Genomic DNA, 15,221 nt, shown 5'->3' on the forward strand with positions numbered 1-15,221 from the left:
CCCCGCCCTCCCCAAGCGCGCGTCCGCCGCGGTGGAGCCGCGCCTACGCCTGCTTGTCCGCGTACATGCGCTCGTCCGCCGCGGCCAGCAGCTCGTCGGCGTCCACGCCGTTGTCGGGGGCCGTGGCCACGCCGATCGCGATGGCGAGCCCGTCGCCGTCCACGGAGAGCGCGGACACCGCCTGCTTGACGCGCGCGGCCGTCTCCTCGGCCTCGTGCGCCGCGGTGTCGATGAGCACGGCGGCGAACTCGTCGCCGCCCCAGCGGCTCAGCACGTCCGTCTGCCTGATCGCGTGGCGCAGCGCGTCAGCCACCGCGACCAGCGCCCTGTCGCCGGCCACGTGCCCGTGGGCGTCGTTCACGGCCTTGAAGCCCGAGAGGTCCATCAGCATCAGGCTCATCCGGCTCCCGGCGCGCTCGCGGCGCGCCAGCTCGCGCACCAGCGCCTCGTCGAACGCCCGGCGGTTCTTCAGACCTGTGAGCTCGTCGGTCAGCGCGGCGTTCATGAGGAGGTCGCGCACGTGCTGCCTGTGGAGGAGGCTCGCCACCGCCGGCCCGAAGAGCAGGCACAGCTCCACCGAGTCGCGGCCGAACGCCCCCGCCTCGGTCGTGCTCTCGAGGTTCAGGACGGCGAGGACCTCGCCCTCGTGGAGCACCGGCAGGCAGAGCGTCGCCTGGATGCCGTCGTAGCTCCCTATGGCCGAAGCGAGCTGCGGCGAGGCGGCCAGGCCGAGCTGGGCGATGTCGTGCACGTCGGCGCGCGCGACGCGCGGACGTCCGCGCCGCCAACCGGCCTCGTCGGGGCCGTACCAGACCAGCAGCTCCTCGGCCGGCAGCTTCACGGACGCGAGCTTCTCGAGGTCGTAGCCGCGCACGGCCCTGAACTCGAAGGGCTCGTGCCGGCTGCGGCGCACGAGCAGTGAGCCGCTGTCGCTGCCGGGGACCAGCCTGATCGCCGCGTCGAGGACCCGGTCGTAGAGCTCCTGCGTGGCCACGTCCTCCGAGGCCTCGTGGAGCCTGAGCAGCTCCTCGAGCGCGGCGGCGTAGCGGTGGCCGTCGAGGTGGGGCCGTACCACGCGGCTCGCCTGCAGGAGCGTGGAGCGGTGGGCGCCGAGGTAGGGGAGCCCCGCCGGGAAGCGCAGCAGGAGCGCGTAACGCATGGGCTTCACCTCCCCGACGGGCAGCGCCAGCAGGCCGTCGGGGTAGGCCCTCACGCCTTCCCGGCGCAGAGCGTCCCTCAGCACCTCCTCGCGCCGCCCGGTCCCCTCCTCGTCCCAGCGGCCCTCGGCGGCCAGGACGCGGAGGCGGGCGTCGTCGTCGACGACGAGCATGACAGCCTCGGCGCCGAGGTGCTCGTGCAGGGTGCGCGCGACCCGCGCGGCCGCGTCCTCGAGGTCCTCGCTGGCGGCCAGGGTCGTGGACAGCGCGGCCTGCAGGCGCGTCTCGAGGCGCTCGGAGAGCTCGGTCACGTGCTCGTCGAGGCTGGCGCTGAGGTGCGCGAGCAGCCGCCGCTCCTCGGCCGTGAACGGCGTCTCGCGCTCGATCTCGAGCGAGGCGATCACGTCCCCGCGCTCGCGCAGGTCGAGGCGCACGACCGCGGAGCCGGACGCGGGGGTCGCCGATCCCCCTGCCCCCGTCGAGCTCTCGGCGCCCGCCCAGCGCACCCGCGCCCTGGCGCCCAGCTCGGTCGCCAGCGCGAGAGCGGCCGCCGGCACCAGGTCCTCGACGCGCGAGAACTCCCGCAGGCGCAGGGGCAGCGTGAGCAGACGCTCGGCCAGCGTCACCGGGCCGGTGGCGTCGGCTGTGTGGCGCTGGGTCGGCTCGGGCATGACGGTCTCGAGGAGCGGGCGCGGCTGAACCCCCGCGCGGCGGGCGCCGCGCGCCAGCGGTCCTGACCTCCCGCCGAAGCTAGCACCGGCTCCCGTGAGACTTGTCCGACGGGGGCCGGGGCCGCTCGTCTGCGACGGGGCGGAGGGGCGTCCGCGGCCCTACGCTCCGAGGGATGCCCGGCGGCGAGGCGGCCGGTGCGGTGCTCGTGACGCCGCGAGCACCCGCGGGCGGCGCGCCGTGCTGGACTGTGGGCATGCCTGACGGCCAGCCGACCGTGGTGCGCAACCCCGCGGAGAGCCGCTTCGAGGTCGTGCAGGACGGTCACGTGGCCGTCCTCGAGTACGTGCGCGTGCGGCGCTCCTTCCTGCTGGTGCACACCGGCGTGCCCCCTGAGCTGGAGGGCCGCGGCATCGGCGGCGCCCTGGCGAGGGCCGCCCTCGACCACGTGCGCCGCGCCGACCTCATCGCGGTGCCGCTGTGCCCGTTCGTGCGGTCCTACATCAGGCGGCACCCCGAGTACCTCGAGCTCGTCGGCTTCGGCGAGCGGGGCGACCGCATGTGCTGAGCGCGCGGCGCCGACAGGCGTAAGAGCCAGTTCGGGCGCCGACCGCTTGGCGACGGCTGCGCCGCGCTGACCGCATCACGATGACGTCACGGTCGCCTCCCTAGCCTCCGGGCGCGTTGGCCGGAGGCCGACGCCAAGGAGGTAGCCATGAGAAGGCTCCATTGCGCCGTGCTCCTCGTTGTCGTCGTCTCCTGCCTGTCCCGGGCGGCGGCCCAGGTCAACATCGCGTTCGAGAAGGCGGCCGTCAGCGACGGCGTCTGGATGGGGACCGTGTCCGGCGACGTCACGGGCCGCCTCGTCACGCTGATGGTCGCGGCCGACCAGTCGCGGCCGGTGTGGGAGGTCGACTTCTACTGGATCGTCCTGGCCGACGACCCGGGCCGGTCGTTCGTCGCCCGGCTGACGGGGACGCTCGACAGCGGGTCCGGCGAGGTCGCGATGAGCGGCGTCGTCAACGAGGGCTACCTGGCGGGAGCGCGCGTGGACGAGTCCGGCCACCTCGTCGACGCCACGACCTCGCGCTTCGAGGGGACGATCCGCCTCGCGGCCGCGCCCGCCGACAACGCGAGCTCGTGCGGCGAGGGCGGCTCGATGGACGGCTACCCGTGGGACGACGCGTCTTCCTGCTCGTCTCCGCCGGCGACGGCCCGGGCGGCCGCGGGGACGACCCAGCCCGCGGGCGACGCCTGCGGCGAGGGCGGCTCGATGGACGGCTACCCCTGGGACGACGCCTCGCGCTGCTCGCCGCGGAGGCCCTAGGCGCCCCGTGCGGGTCCGGACGGCCATGGCCTCGGCGAGCGTGAGCGCCGGCGGACCTAGCCGCCCGGCTCGGGACCGTCTGACGCGGCGGCGTGCTCGGGGCCGGGCACGCCGCCGCGCCCCAGCAGGCGGGCGACGGCGTCGCCCAGGCTGGGCAGCGGACCGGTCCAGGGCGCGCGGGCGGCCAGCAGCTGCCGCGCCAGGGCGCGGTGCTCGGGCCGGGAGGCGGGGTGGGCGGCGACCAGCGCGAGCAGTACGCTGCCGCCCGCCGGCGCGCCCAGCCTCGCCAGCTCGAGGACGGCGGCCAGGACGAGCGGCAGCTCAGCGAGCTCCCACGCCTGCGCCAGTGCCTCCTCCAGGAGCTCCTTGGCGGCCGCCCCGGCGGCGTACGCCCCACGAGCGCCCGCCCCGCCGCCGGATGCCTCCGCACCACCTCCCGCCCCATCGTCGCCACCCGCCGTACCGGCGTCCGCCCCTCCGCCCTCCGCGACCGCCGCTGCCGCCTGGCCCAGTACCAGCCGAGCTTCTACCTGGAGGGCCCGCTGGCCCAGCTCGGTCGCCACGCCGAGGGCCCGCGCGGCGTGGCGCTCGGCGTCCGCCGTTTCGCCCCTGGCGCGGGCGACGGCGGAGAGCTGCAGCTCCAGGTAGGGGACGCGCTGCCTGAAGCGCGCGCGGTCGGCGAGCTCGAGGCCCTGCTCGAAGCGCCGGGCCGCGCCCTCCAGGTCGCCGCGGGCGAGGCTCAGCCGCCCCAGGTAGTCGAGGTCGTTGACGATCCCGGCGGCGTTGCCCAGCGCCCGGTTGTGCTCCAGCGACTGCTCGAAGTGCCGTTCGGCCTCGTCGTGCCTGCCGGCCTTCAGCTCGGCGAGGCCGAGGTTGCCGCTGAGCAGCGAGATACTCCAGGCGTCGCCCGTGTCCTCCGCGATCGCGAGGCCGCGGGACAGCCACCGCAGCGCGTCCTCGTCGTCGCCCCGGCGGGCGGCCACGGTGCCGAGGACCTGCCAGCAGAGCAGCTCCGTGCGCGGGTCGCCCCCCTCCGCCACGGCGAGCGCCTGCTGGGCCGCCGCCACGGCCTCGTCGAAGCGGCCGAGGGCGGACCGGAACCAGCCGAGGTGCACGAGGACGTAGCCGAGCAGCGCCCGCCGCTCCGCGCCGCCGCCTGCGAGCAGGCCGAGCGCCCTCGCGAACAGGGACTCGCCCTCGTGGAAGCGCCCCTGGATGCCGTGGAAGAACACGAGCGGCTCGCCGGCCGTGCGACACGCGGCGTCCCAGCCGCGCGCGACGCCGCGCAGCCACGCCGCGATCAGGTCGGGGTAGTCGGGTGTCAGCTCCTCGAGCATCAGCGCCTGCTGCGGGCCGTGGAGGCGCTCGACCCAGCTCGCCAGCAGCCGCAGGTGGTGGTGAGCGTGGGCGTCCCGCAGCGCCTCGGCCTCGTCCGGGTCCTCCCGCAGCAGGCCGCGCGCCAGCTCCCTGAGCAGGGGGTGCATGACGTAGCGTCCTGGGCCGCTCTGCCGCAGCAGGGACTTCTCGACGAGCGCGCCGAGGAGGGGGCGCGAGGCCCCGGCGACGGCCTCGGCGGCCAGCTCGCCGAACTCGCCGGCGAAAGCGGCGAGGCGGCGGTACGCCTCCCGCTCGCTCGCGGTCAGTAGGCGCCAGGAGTGCTCGAAGGCGGCCCGCAAGCTGCGGTGGCGGCTGGGGAGGTCGCGGGCGTCGCTCTCCAGCGACAGGACGTCGTCCTCGAGGGCGGCCAGCACCTCGCCGAGGCTCAGCGTCCTGAGGGAGCCGGCGGCGAGCTCGACGGCCAGGGGCAGGCCGCCCAGCAGCCGGCACAGGGCCACGGACGAGTCGAGGTCCGCGCCGCGCAGCTCGAAGGTCGGCGCCACCTGCCTCGCCCTGTCGGCGAGCAGGCGCACGGCGCCGTAGGTGAGCGCCTCGTCGGCGTCGGCCACGTCGGCGGCGGGCACGGGCAGCCCGTCGAGGGGCAGGAGCCACTCGCCCTGCAGGCGCAGCCGCTCGCGCGACGTCACCAGGCACCGCAGCCGGGGGCACCCCGCGAGGAGCTCGGCCACGACGAGGGCGCCGCTGACGAGGTGGTCGAAGTCGTCGAGTAGCAGGAGCAGATGCCTCCGCTCGAGCGCCGCCACGACCTGGTCGAGGGGAGCCTGCCCGCCGCGCAGGCGCACGCCGGCGGCGCGGGCCACGGCGAGCGGGACCTCGTCTGGCGAGGACACCTCCGCCAGCGGCACGAGGACGACGCCCTCGAAGCGCTCCGCGAGGCGCTCGGCGGACCGCAGCGCCAGGCGGGTCTTGCCCACGCCCCCCGGACCGAGCACCGTGAGCAGCCGACACTCGTCGCCGGTGAGCCGCTCCTCGACGACCCGGAGCTCCGCCTCGCGCCCGACGAACGAGGTCAGGGGCTCGCGCGGACCCGCCCGGCGCGGCGGACCCTCCGTCGCGGGCCACCGCTCGGCCGACGGCTCCTCCGGCGGGCCCTCGCGCAGGACCGCCGCGGTGGCGGCCGCGGGCTCGAGGCCCACCTCCTCGGCCAGGCGGGCGGCGAAGCGCCGGTAGAGGCGGCGGGCCTCGTCCGGGTCGCCGAACCTCACGTGGAGGCGCATGCTGGACCTGACGACGGCCTCGTCGAGCGGGTCCTGGGCCAGGAGGCGCTCGTAGGTCGCCTCCGCCTCCTCGGGTCGTCCGGCGGCCACGGCGGCCTCGGCGTGGCGCAGGGCGGCGCGGCGGTACGACTCGCGGAGCTGGGAGCGCTCGAGCTCCAGCCAGCTCGAGAACTCGCTGGCGTCGTCGACCTCGAGGCCCTCGGCCAGGTCGCCGGCGTAGGCGTAGGCGGCGTCCCGCCAGTCCTCGGCGGCCAGAGCGCGCCTGAACGCGCCGACGTCGCTCTCGACGCGCCAGCGCAGGCGCGTCTCGTCGCCCTCGAGCGCGTCGCCCAGCGGCAGCGTGCGGGCGCGGGCCAGGAGCTGGCGCAGGTTGATGCGGGCCTGCGCCGTCGGAACGTCGGGCCAGAACAGGTAGGAGAGCCTCTCGCGCGAGACCCAGCTCTCGGCGCACGCCAGGTACGTCAGGAGCCCGAGGCGCTTGTCGAGGGGCAGGTCACGCCACTCGCCGGCGTGCCATACCCGGGGCGCCCCGAGCAGACGCGCCCCCCGTGGCATGGCCGAGTGTAGGGCCCGTCCGGCCCTGTCGGTAGCCCCTAGCCGGCTCCCAGCGACCAGGCCAGCGCGCGGCGGGCCGCGTCGGCCGGGGCGCCGTCGGCGACCGCGCGCAGCGCCGCGCGCCAGGCGCCGAGGAGCACCCTGCCGGCGGGCCGGGGAGCGTGCGGCGCGGCCAGCGCCGCGAGGGTCTCGGCGAGCAGCTCCGGCTCGCCGCCGGCGGGGTCGCCGAGGATGCGGGCCGCGCGGAAGCCCACGGCGGCGTCGAACCCCACGAGCAGGGCCGCCGCCACGCCCTCGCGACCGCCCACGGCCGCGTGCGCCCCCTCCATGCGGTCGCGCACGCGGCGCTCCATCTCGAGCCGCACGAAGTCGAACAGCCCCTGCTTGGAGCCGAAGTGGTGGTAGAGGGCGCCCGTCGTGGCCTCGGCGAGGCGAGCGATCTCGACGACGCTCGCGCCCGCGAAGCCGAGAGCCTCGAACCGCTCGAGGGCGGCGGCGACGAGCCTGGCCTTGGCGCTGCCGGGCACCGGCACCCACTCGCGCACGCGGCCAGCATAACCCGTTGACGCTCTAACGTAATCGGTTTATGTTGCTGCCCGGAGACCACGCTCGGGAGGCGGAGATGAAGCTCGCGTTCGTCTACATGCCGGTGAAGGACGTCCAGGCGGCCCTGGCGCTCTACCGCGACCACCTGGGCCTCGCGGAGGCCTGGCGGGAGGGCGAGCTGACCGTGGCCCTCCAGCTCCCGGGCACGGACGTGCAGCTGATGGTCGACCAGGAGGTCCAGGACGACCCGCCTGGTGCCGGACCGTTCTTCGTCGTGGACAGCGTCGACGACTTCTACGCGGCGAACAGGGCGTCCTTGGACTTCGTCGTCGCGCCCAAGGACATCCCGCCCGGGCGCTACGCCGCCTTCCTCGACCCGAGCGGCAACGTCGTCCGCGTCATGGACACGACGAAGGACCTCTAGGCGGCGCGGCAGCTTGCGGACCCGCCGGGCCGGGCCCCGGCCCGGCGGGTGTGAGCGGTCACCTGTAGCGGACGATGTCCACGGCGCCGACGCCGCTGTCGATGCTCAGGTCGACGCGCTCGCTCGCGGACGCGTAGCCCGCCGAGACGTACACGTCGCCGTCGCGCGTGAAGTCGGGCGGCGCGGAGATGGCCCCGACGCCGCGGGACACCGCGATGCGCGCCTCGACGCCCTCGGGGATGCGGATCGTCGCCGCGCCGACCCCCGTGTCGATGTCGGCCGTGTACGAGCCGCGCGGCAGCGTTACCGTCGCAGCGCCGACGCCGGTGCTCACCTCCAGACGCTCGAGCCGCAGGCTCGAGAGGTCGAGGGTCGCCTCGCCCACGCCGGTGTCGACGTCGAGGGACAGGGGTACGGCGCCCGTGAGCGTCAGCTCCCAGGTCCCGCCGCGCCCGAACGGCACCGACCTGAAGCGCCCCTCGGAGTCGAGCGAGAAGCGGGCGACGCCGCCCACGACCTCGAACGAGCGCTCGATGCGCTCGCCCGGCAGCGGCGCCACGCTGCCCTCGACGAGCAGGTCGGCGCCGGCGTCACCGTCGACGACCAGGCGCGTCACGCCGGTGGAGATGCTGACCTCGGCGCTGCTGGCGCCCTCGAGGCCCTGCGCGACCGGCTCGGGGCTGGGCGCCCCGCCGGCCAGGATGGGGCCGGTGACGGTCAGGTAGATCGCCGCGCCGGCCACCAGCGTGCCGACCGCGACGAGCAGGCGGTGCTGCCCGCGCAGCAGGACGTCGACGCCGACGGCGATGAGGACGAGCGGCCAGAGGTACCAGAGGCCCCAGAGGGCGTCCCAGCTCACCCAGCCGATGTTCGCGGCGAACAGGAACGCGCCGGCCGCGATGAGGACGAGCGGCCAGACGGCCACCGGTCGGGGCGCGGGACGGCCGGCCATGCCGTTGCTGGTGGTCATGTCAAGCACCTCCCTGCGGCAGGGTCGGGCCCTTGGGCGCCGAGCCGCGGCGCGAGAGCAGGTAGAGGCCGACCAGCATCAGGGCGATGGGGACGACGACGCCGGAGACCGCGCCGGTGAGCAGGACGATCGCGAGCACGGCCAGGGCGACGACGGCGGGGTAGACGGCCCAGCGCTGCCCGCCCTGGGACGCCGGCAGGAGGTAGAGCAGGCCGAACGTGGCGGCGATGCCGAGGAAGAAGAGCCAGGCGGTGTCGAGGCGCGGCGCGCGCACGTCGAGCCAGGCGACGAGCGCCAGCGTGATGAGGACGCCGGCCGGGATGATCGCCCACCAGCGCTCGTGGCCGGTGAGGTAGACGAGGGCGAAGCCGATCCCGAGGATGCCGAGGAAGTAGGCGCCCCCCGCCTCGCCAGCCACGATCGTGACGCCGATGGCGCCGAGGGCGGCGCCGGGTATCAGCGCCCACCAGTCCCGCCTGTCCCTCGTGTACCGGTAGACGAAGGCCGCGCCGCCGGCGAGGAAGAGCAGCGCCCAGAGCCAGTCGCTGAACCAGCTCATCCAGCCGAGCTGCAGCGCCAGTAGGACCAGCCCGCCGACTATCAGCAGGTAGGCCCAGCGGTCGGGGGTACCTCCTAGAGCCCTCATCGCTTCCCTCCTCGGCGGCGGTCGGGCGCCGCCCCGCCCGGCTCTGAGCCGGGCCGGCCACGGGTGTCTCCAGCTGGACTCGAGCTGCTGTGGTCTGCCACCACATCACCTCCCCACGCGAGTGGTCACTGTCGGGAGGTCGGGGCGGGAACGTCCGTCGGCCGGGATCCCGGTCGCCGGGGTCGCGAGGTGACCCTCCAGCGATGGCGCACCCGAAGTGGCGCGAGGTCCGCGGACCTCTGGGTCCACGATAGAGCGGCGGAGCGTCGTCCGCGAGGAGGTTCGTCCCCCCGCGCCTGGGCCCGCTGGGCATGCGGTGGCGGGCGTGCGGCTACGTCGGCACCCACGCCGGGCCCCGGGTCCGCCGTGCGCGGGCTCGTGCGACCGGCCGGCGCGTGGCCGAGGCTCAGACGCCGACGAGCATGGCGGTCAGGTACATGACGGCGAGCCCCGCGGCGAAGCCGGCCAGCGTGGTGCCCGAGAGCCAGCCGCCGCTGTGCCTCCGCGCCTGGCTCGCCAGGTGCGCCCCCACCTCGACGATCACCTGGAGGATCGCCCCGGCGCCGAGGCCCAGGAAGAGCGCCGCCCACTGCGGGGCGAAGGCGAAGGCGCCGAACCAGGTGCCCAGCACGGCCGGCAGGCCGGCGATGGCGGCGAGGCCAGCGAAGCGCGCCAGCGTGGGCCGGTGACGCGACATGACGCCGGCGATGCCGATGCCCTCGGTGACGTTGTGGAGCGTGAACCCGACGACGAGGAACGAGCCCAGCGCCACGGCACCGGAGGCCAGCGCGGCGCCTATCGCCAGCCCCTCGCCGAGGTTGTGCAGGCCGATGCCCAGGGCGAGGAAGCCGGCGAGGGCGAGCCCCTCCGGCCGGCCGCGTCGCCGGCCCACGGCGAGCAGCGCGAGGAACGCCAGCGCGGCCGAGAGCCACACCAGCAGGCCGCCCTGGAACGCGCCCGCGGCGCCGGCGGCGAGCTCGAGCCCCTCCTGCAGCGTGTCGACGAGCAGGAAGGCGAGGAGGCCGATCGTGAGGGCCAGCAGGAAGCGCATACCCCCCTCGCCCAGCGACCTGAGCGCGGGGTAGAAGAGGAGGCCCAGGCATACCGGCACGATGCCCACGTACACGCCCAGCAGCGCGTAGGCGAGGAGCCTGCCGAGGGTGAAGGACGGCGTGGGGACCGCGACGGCGATCTCGTGCGTGAAGGCCAGGCCCGTCGACGTGAGGAGCGTCACCACGTGCGTCTCGCCCTCGACCCAGGGGTAGGGCAAGCTGACCTCGGCGACCTCGAGGCGGCCCAGCGGCCCCGGCGGGTCCTGCGCGAACGTCCAGTAGGCGCCGTCCACCTGCACCTGGGCGATGCGCACGGGCTCGCTGCCGTCGGCCCTCACCCGCAGGTGGATGCCGTCGGCGTCGAGCGACGTGCGCTCCACGGTGAGCTCCTCGACCGGCGGCGCGGCCACGCCCAGCGGGGCCAGCGGGTCGGTGGCCAGGAACAGCCACACCAGCACGCCGAGGAGCGCCAGGGGGACGAGGGCCAGCAGCGGGCCGGCGTACGCCCGGCGGGCGGGGATCGCCTCGACGTTCACGCGACGACCTCGAACGCGCTCATCCAGCCGAGCTCAGCGAACTCGGACTGGTGGGCGTGGAACATGTACAGGCCCGGCTCGTGGTCGGCGAAAGAGAACTCGAGGATCCCGCGCTGCGCCTGGCACTGCATGACGTTGTCGACGGTGCGCACCGTGGGCGTGAGCGTGGTGCCGTGGTCGTAGTAGTCGAAGAAGTTGCCGTGCAGGTGGAACGAGTTCACGGGGTCGAACTCGACGATGTTCACCAGGTAGACGCGCACCGGCCTGTCGCGCTCGACGCGGATGGGCCGCTTCATGTAGGCGTGGGCGACCGTGTTGACGGCGTAGACCTCGTTCTCGTCGTCGAAGTTGGTGTCGAACGCGTTCATGACCATCACGAACTCCTGCCACCGCGCGTTCTCCGGCGTGCCCAGCAGCCGGGAGCGGGCCGCCTCGGCCTGCTCGGGGTGGCGCTCGGGGTCAGGGTCGACGATGAACGCGCCGTAGAGCCCCTTGTGGATGTGGCGCTTCAGCGGCACGGCGTGGCAGTGGTAGAGGTGGCAGCCGAAGGGCAGCGCGTCGAACTCGTAGGTGAACGACTCGCCCGGCGCGATCATGCCCCTGCCGATGCCGGCCACGCCGTCCATGGCCGCCGAGTGGATGCCGTGGAAGTGCACGGTGTGCGGGTGGCTGCCGCCGTTCGTGAAGTGGATGCGCAGGCGGTCGCCCTCCTTGGCCCGCAGCGTCGGACCTGGCACGCGGCCGTTGTACGTCCAGGCGGGGAAGAAGAGCCCCGGCGCGATCTCGATCTCCTTGTCGATGGCCACGAGCGAGTACTCGCGGAGCGTCCTGCCGTCGGCGGTCGTGGAGACCGTGCCGGTGTCCCAGTCGGTGAGCAGCTCGTGCGGGTCGAAGCCGTTGCGGGCGTTGTCGACCTCGCCGACCGTCGTCATGAGGCCGTGCTCGCCGTGGGAGTGGCCGGGGACGGCGGCGGCCCCGCCCGCCGCGGCGGTCGTGGGGGGCCGGTACGCCGGCCTGAACGACGGGAGGAACGCCGGGTCCTCGCGCGCGGCCACGAAGGGTCTCAGTAGCTGGGACAGCACGAGGCTGCCGCCGCCCAGCAGCCCCGACCGCAGGATCGCGCGGCGGCGTTCGTCGGTTCGTCTCATCGCACCCTGCCTCGCAGGCACCCCTGGTGGTGACCCCGGTTTAGGCCGGGCTGACCAAGATGTTAGGGCTGCCTAACTAAGCTTAGGGAGCGCTGTCGGGTTTGTCAACGGCACCGGTCAGGTCGTAGCTGAGCGCTCCCGACGGGCACATCTCGATCTGGGACGCTATCCTCTCGGGCGTGTCCAGGTCCGCGCGTACCCAAGGGCGGCGGTGCACGTCGAAGACGAGCGGCAGGCCGCGGAGGCATACCCCCGTGTGCCAGCACCTGCGGGCGTTGAAGTACACGGTGATGCCGTCGGCCCGGTAGGCGCGGCCCCGCTCGCCCCTGTCCAGCGGGTCGTCGGGTGTGGGGTCGCGGTCGTCGTGCTCCGCGCCGGGCCCGTCGCTGCCCCGGCCGTCATGGCGGTCATCGTCAGGCTGCGCCATCGCCTACCTCCTCGCCTGCTCGACTCTGTGGCGGGAGGGTACGCCGCGGGCCGGTGAGACGCCAGGACCGTGCTCCGCGCGACGACCGCGACTGCGCAAGGTCCGGGCCCACCGGCACGCGAGCCGGCGCCGGCTGGGCCGAGCGGGGGCCGCGTCGCCGCGGGGCCGGGGGCTGCATAATGACGAGTGTCCGCGACATGGACCCTGCAGCTCATGGGCAGGGCCCAGCTCCGCGCGCCCGGCGGCGAGGTCCTGGAGCTCGACCGCAAGGCGGCGGGGCTCCTCGGCTACGTGGCCCTCGAGGGCCCGACGCCGCGCTCCACCGTCGCCGGGCTCCTCTGGCCGGACAGCGGGGAGGAGCAGGCCCGCACCAACCTGCGCAAGCTGCTCCTGGCGCTGCGCAGGGTCGGCCCGGTCGTCCAGGGTGACGCGCACCTGGCGCTCGCCGAGGGCGTGCGGGTCGACGTGAACGAGCTGCTCGCCGCGGGGCGGGCGGCGGCGGCGACGGGGCCGGGCGACGTCGCGATGGGCCAGGGTGACGTGGCGCCGGGACTGGGCGCGTCCGCGCCGGGGCGGGGCATCGTGCCGCTGCTCGCCGGGCTCGTCTACGACGACTGCCCGGACTTCGCCGACTGGCTGTCGGTGTGGCGGGAGCGCCTGTGGGAGCGCCAGCTCCGCGACCTCGAGGCCGAGGCGCAGAGGCTGGAGGAGGAGGGCGAGCTGGGGGCGGCGCTCCAGGCGGCGGTCAGCCTCGTGTTCCTCGAGCCGCTCTCGGAGGCGGGGCATCGCCGCGTGATGCGCCTGCACTACCTGCTGGGCGACCGCGCGGCCGCGCTCGCCGCCTACCACCGCTGCCAGGACGTGCTCCAGCGCGAGCTGGGGGTCGCGCCGCTGCCCGAGACCGCGGCGCTGGCCAGGGAGATCGAGCGGGAGGCCGTCTACGTGCCCCCGCGGTCCAAGAGGCCGATCCCCCTCAGGGTCGTCAGACCGCCGCTGGTGGGTCGCGACGAGGCGTGGGCGCGCCTCGAGGCCGCCTGGGAGGCCGGCCGCGCCGTCTACCTGAGCGGCGACGCCGGGGTCGGCAAGTCCCGCCTGCTGCACGACTTCGCCGCCGGCAAGGGCCGGTTCCTGGCCACCGCGGCGCGGCCGGGCGAGAGGGCGATCCCCTACGCCACCGGCGTGCGGCTCCTCCGCGGGCTGCTCGAGGGCGAGAGCGTGGAGGAGCTGGAGCCCTGGGCGCGTCTCGAGCTGAGCCGCGTCCTGCCCGGTCTCGCCGAGGCGCGACCGGCGCCGACGCCGCCCGAGGAGGAGCACCGCTTCTACGAGGCGTGGGCGCTGGTCTTCGAGCGCTGGTCGCGTCGCGCGGACGCCCTCGTCAACGACGACCTGCACAACTGGGACGAGGCCGGCCTGCGCGTGGCGACCTACCTGGCCTCTCGTGGAGGCGCGTCGCCCTCGCGCTCCCTGAACGCCTTCCGCCCCGCGGAGCTGCCGCCCTCGCACAGGCGCCTGGTCGACGAGCAGGTGCGCGCCGGCCTGGCGGAGGTGATCGAGGTGGCCCCCCTCCCCCCCGAGGCCGTGGCCGAGCTGTCGGTGCGGCTGGAGCTGCCCGACGCCCCCGCTCTCGCGCCCCAGCTCCACGCCCTCACCGGCGGCAACCCGCTCTACCTCGTCGAGGCGCTCAAGAGCCTCTACGAGACCGACTCGTTCGGGGCCGACGACCTCCCCGAACGCCTGGGGAGCGTGCTGGTGCGTCGCCTGGAGCAGCTGTCGTCGGGGGCGCATCAGCTCGCCATGGCGGTCGCCGTGGCCGGCGAGCTCGACCTGGAGCTGGCGGCAGCGATGCTGGAGGTCGGCCCGCTCGAGCTGGCCGGGCCGGTGCGGGAGCTCGAGGAGGCCCACCTGCTGCGCGACGGGAGCCTCTCGCACGACCTCGTGGGCGAGGTGCTGCGTCAGGGGATGCCGGCGGCCGTCGGGCGCCTGCTCCACCAGCGCGCCGCCGCGCTGCTCGAGGCCCGCGGCGAGGCCCTGCGGGCGGCTGAGCACTGGCTGGAGGCGGGCGACGCGGCCCGCGCCGTCCAGCAGTGGCGGTCGGCGGCCCGCGACATGCGCGAGCGCGGCCTGCCCCACGAGGCCGTGTCGGTCCTCGAGCGCGCCCTCGAGCTGGCCCGGGGCCGGAGGGAGGCCCCGGAGCTGAACCTGGAGCTGGCCGAGATGTACTTCGAGGTCGGGCGCTACGCGGACGCCGAGGACCGCCTCGAGGCGCTCCCCTCCGGGGCGGATGGCCCCAGGCTGCGCGCCGTGGCCCTGAAGGTCAGGGCGAGCCTGCTGCGCGCGCTCGGCAAGGTCGAGGAGGCCAAGGCGGCCATAGCGGAGGGCAGCCGGCTGGCCGCCCACCTGGACGACGAGGGGCTGCGGGTCGACTTCCTCGGCCAGCGGGTCGAGGTGGCCGCGCTCGAGGGCAGCTACGAGGAGGCCCTGGCCCTGCTCGAGGAGGAGCTCGCCCGGCTGCGGTCGGCCGGGCCGAGCGCGCGGCTGGCGATGGTGCTCAGCGACGTCGGTGTCCTGTACCGGCTGCTCGGAGACCTCGAGGCGAGCGCCCTCTACCAGCAGGAGTCCCGGGCCCTGGCCCACGAGCTAGGGGCCACCCAGCAGGAGTACCAGGCGACGACGAACCTCGCCAGCGTCGACTTCAGCCTGGGACGGTACGAGGAGGCGCTCGACCTCACGCTGGCCGCGCTCGACCTGGGCACCTTCCACGGACGAGACACGGTGCGCGGCAACCTGGCCTCCCTCTACCTGCTCCTGGGGCGCTACGAGGAGGCGATCGCCGAGTCTGAGGCGCTGGCCGGTGACGCGGCGATCCGCCAGGAGCGCATCCTCGCCTGGGCGCGGCTCGCCGAGCTCTACACGCTCACGGGGAGGAAGGGCGAGGTGGCACCCGCCCTCGAGCGCGCGCTCGAGCTGTGCCGGAAGGACGCCTCGGTCGTCCCGCGCGTGCGCGTGATCATCAACTGCCTGAAGTTCGGCACGGCAGAACAGAGGGCGCGCGCCCGAGCCATGCTCGCTGAGCTCGACCCGCACGCCGTCCCGGCGGGGATGCGCGAGGAGCTCGCCTCACTGCCGGCCGACTAGAACCGCCCACGGGA

At 75.1% G+C, this 15,221-nt stretch carries 12 protein-coding genes; 4 read left to right on the plus strand and 8 right to left on the minus strand.

Features of this window, described 5'->3' with window-relative positions; genetic code table 11:
• Nucleotides 1–43: 43 nt before the first annotated feature.
• Nucleotides 44–1,828: a GGDEF domain-containing protein gene (locus tag VF202_09145; GenBank protein HEX7040265.1), complete on the minus strand. Its 1,785-nt coding sequence runs from the start codon at nt 1,826–1,828 to the stop codon at nt 44–46.
• A 254-nt stretch (nt 1,829–2,082) separates the two neighbouring features.
• Between VF202_09145 and VF202_09150 the strand changes: the two genes are divergently transcribed.
• Together VF202_09150 and VF202_09155 are read left to right on the plus strand one after the other, a co-directional pair.
• A complete protein-coding gene (locus tag VF202_09150) occupies nt 2,083–2,394 on the plus strand; it encodes a GNAT family N-acetyltransferase (protein ID HEX7040266.1) in 312 nt (103 codons plus the stop codon).
• A 147-nt stretch (nt 2,395–2,541) separates the two neighbouring features.
• Entirely contained in the window at nt 2,542–3,153 is a 612-nt protein-coding gene (locus tag VF202_09155) for a hypothetical protein (protein ID HEX7040267.1), read from the plus strand.
• A 56-nt stretch (nt 3,154–3,209) separates the two neighbouring features.
• Here the strand turns inward: VF202_09155 and VF202_09160 are convergent, their stop codons facing one another.
• Both VF202_09160 and VF202_09165 read right to left on the minus strand, forming a co-directional pair.
• Nucleotides 3,210–6,323 (minus strand): tetratricopeptide repeat protein, encoded by a 3,114-nt coding sequence (locus VF202_09160; protein ID HEX7040268.1) that lies wholly within the window; start codon nt 6,321–6,323, stop codon nt 3,210–3,212.
• Nucleotides 6,324–6,361: 38 nt separating this feature from the next.
• Nucleotides 6,362–6,868, minus strand: coding sequence for a helix-turn-helix domain-containing protein (locus VF202_09165; GenBank protein HEX7040269.1), 507 nt, complete (start codon nt 6,866–6,868; stop codon nt 6,362–6,364).
• Nucleotides 6,869–6,945: 77 nt separating this feature from the next.
• Here VF202_09165 and VF202_09170 point away from each other — a divergent pair, with 77 nt between their 5' ends.
• The gene (locus tag VF202_09170; GenBank protein ID HEX7040270.1) at nt 6,946–7,293 is read left to right on the plus strand and encodes a VOC family protein; all 348 of its coding nucleotides are present in this window, start codon (nt 6,946–6,948) and stop codon (nt 7,291–7,293) included.
• Between the two features lie 58 nt (nt 7,294–7,351).
• Here the strand turns inward: VF202_09170 and VF202_09175 are convergent, their stop codons facing one another.
• From VF202_09175 to VF202_09195, 5 genes are all read right to left on the minus strand, one after another.
• Nucleotides 7,352–8,263 (minus strand): DUF5668 domain-containing protein, encoded by a 912-nt coding sequence (locus VF202_09175; GenBank protein ID HEX7040271.1) that lies wholly within the window; start codon nt 8,261–8,263, stop codon nt 7,352–7,354.
• Between the two features lies 1 nt (nt 8,264).
• Entirely contained in the window at nt 8,265–8,909 is a 645-nt protein-coding gene (locus VF202_09180; protein ID HEX7040272.1) for a hypothetical protein, read from the minus strand.
• Nucleotides 8,910–9,315: 406 nt separating this feature from the next.
• On the minus strand, nt 9,316–10,497 hold the full coding sequence (locus VF202_09185) for a hypothetical protein (GenBank protein HEX7040273.1): 1,182 nt from the start codon (nt 10,495–10,497) through the stop codon (nt 9,316–9,318).
• Nucleotides 10,494–11,645 (minus strand): multicopper oxidase domain-containing protein, encoded by a 1,152-nt coding sequence (locus VF202_09190; GenBank protein HEX7040274.1) that lies wholly within the window; start codon nt 11,643–11,645, stop codon nt 10,494–10,496. Before VF202_09190 ends, VF202_09185 begins: the two co-directional genes overlap by 4 nt.
• An 82-nt stretch (nt 11,646–11,727) precedes the next feature.
• Nucleotides 11,728–12,072, minus strand: coding sequence for a (4Fe-4S)-binding protein (locus VF202_09195; protein ID HEX7040275.1), 345 nt, complete (start codon nt 12,070–12,072; stop codon nt 11,728–11,730).
• A gap of 186 nt (nt 12,073–12,258) precedes the next feature.
• On the opposite strand from VF202_09195, the gene VF202_09200 reads away from it, so the two are divergent.
• Nucleotides 12,259–15,207 carry a BTAD domain-containing putative transcriptional regulator gene (locus VF202_09200; GenBank protein HEX7040276.1) on the plus strand — a complete coding sequence of 983 codons (2,949 nt, stop codon included), beginning with the start codon at nt 12,259–12,261 and terminating at the stop codon, nt 15,205–15,207.
• The last annotated feature ends 14 nt before the right edge of the window (nt 15,208–15,221 follow it).

This window comes from Trueperaceae bacterium (genome assembly GCA_036381035.1).
In the GTDB taxonomy this organism is placed as follows: Bacteria; Deinococcota; Deinococci; order Deinococcales; family Trueperaceae; genus DASRWD01.

Coding starts and splice junctions, on each gene's coding strand:
- VF202_09145 (HEX7040265.1), bottom strand. CDS start 1,828: ATGCCCGAGCCGACCCAGCGCCACACAGCCGACGCCACCGGCCCGGTG.
- VF202_09150 (HEX7040266.1), top strand. CDS start 2,083: ATGCCTGACGGCCAGCCGACCGTGGTGCGCAACCCCGCGGAGAGCCGC.
- VF202_09155 (HEX7040267.1), top strand. CDS start 2,542: ATGAGAAGGCTCCATTGCGCCGTGCTCCTCGTTGTCGTCGTCTCCTGC.
- VF202_09160 (HEX7040268.1), bottom strand. CDS start 6,323: ATGCCACGGGGGGCGCGTCTGCTCGGGGCGCCCCGGGTATGGCACGCC.
- VF202_09170 (HEX7040270.1), top strand. CDS start 6,946: ATGAAGCTCGCGTTCGTCTACATGCCGGTGAAGGACGTCCAGGCGGCC.
- VF202_09175 (HEX7040271.1), bottom strand. CDS start 8,263: ATGACCACCAGCAACGGCATGGCCGGCCGTCCCGCGCCCCGACCGGTG.
- VF202_09180 (HEX7040272.1), bottom strand. CDS start 8,909: ATGAGGGCTCTAGGAGGTACCCCCGACCGCTGGGCCTACCTGCTGATA.
- VF202_09190 (HEX7040274.1), bottom strand. CDS start 11,645: ATGAGACGAACCGACGAACGCCGCCGCGCGATCCTGCGGTCGGGGCTG.
- VF202_09195 (HEX7040275.1), bottom strand. CDS start 12,072: ATGGCGCAGCCTGACGATGACCGCCATGACGGCCGGGGCAGCGACGGG.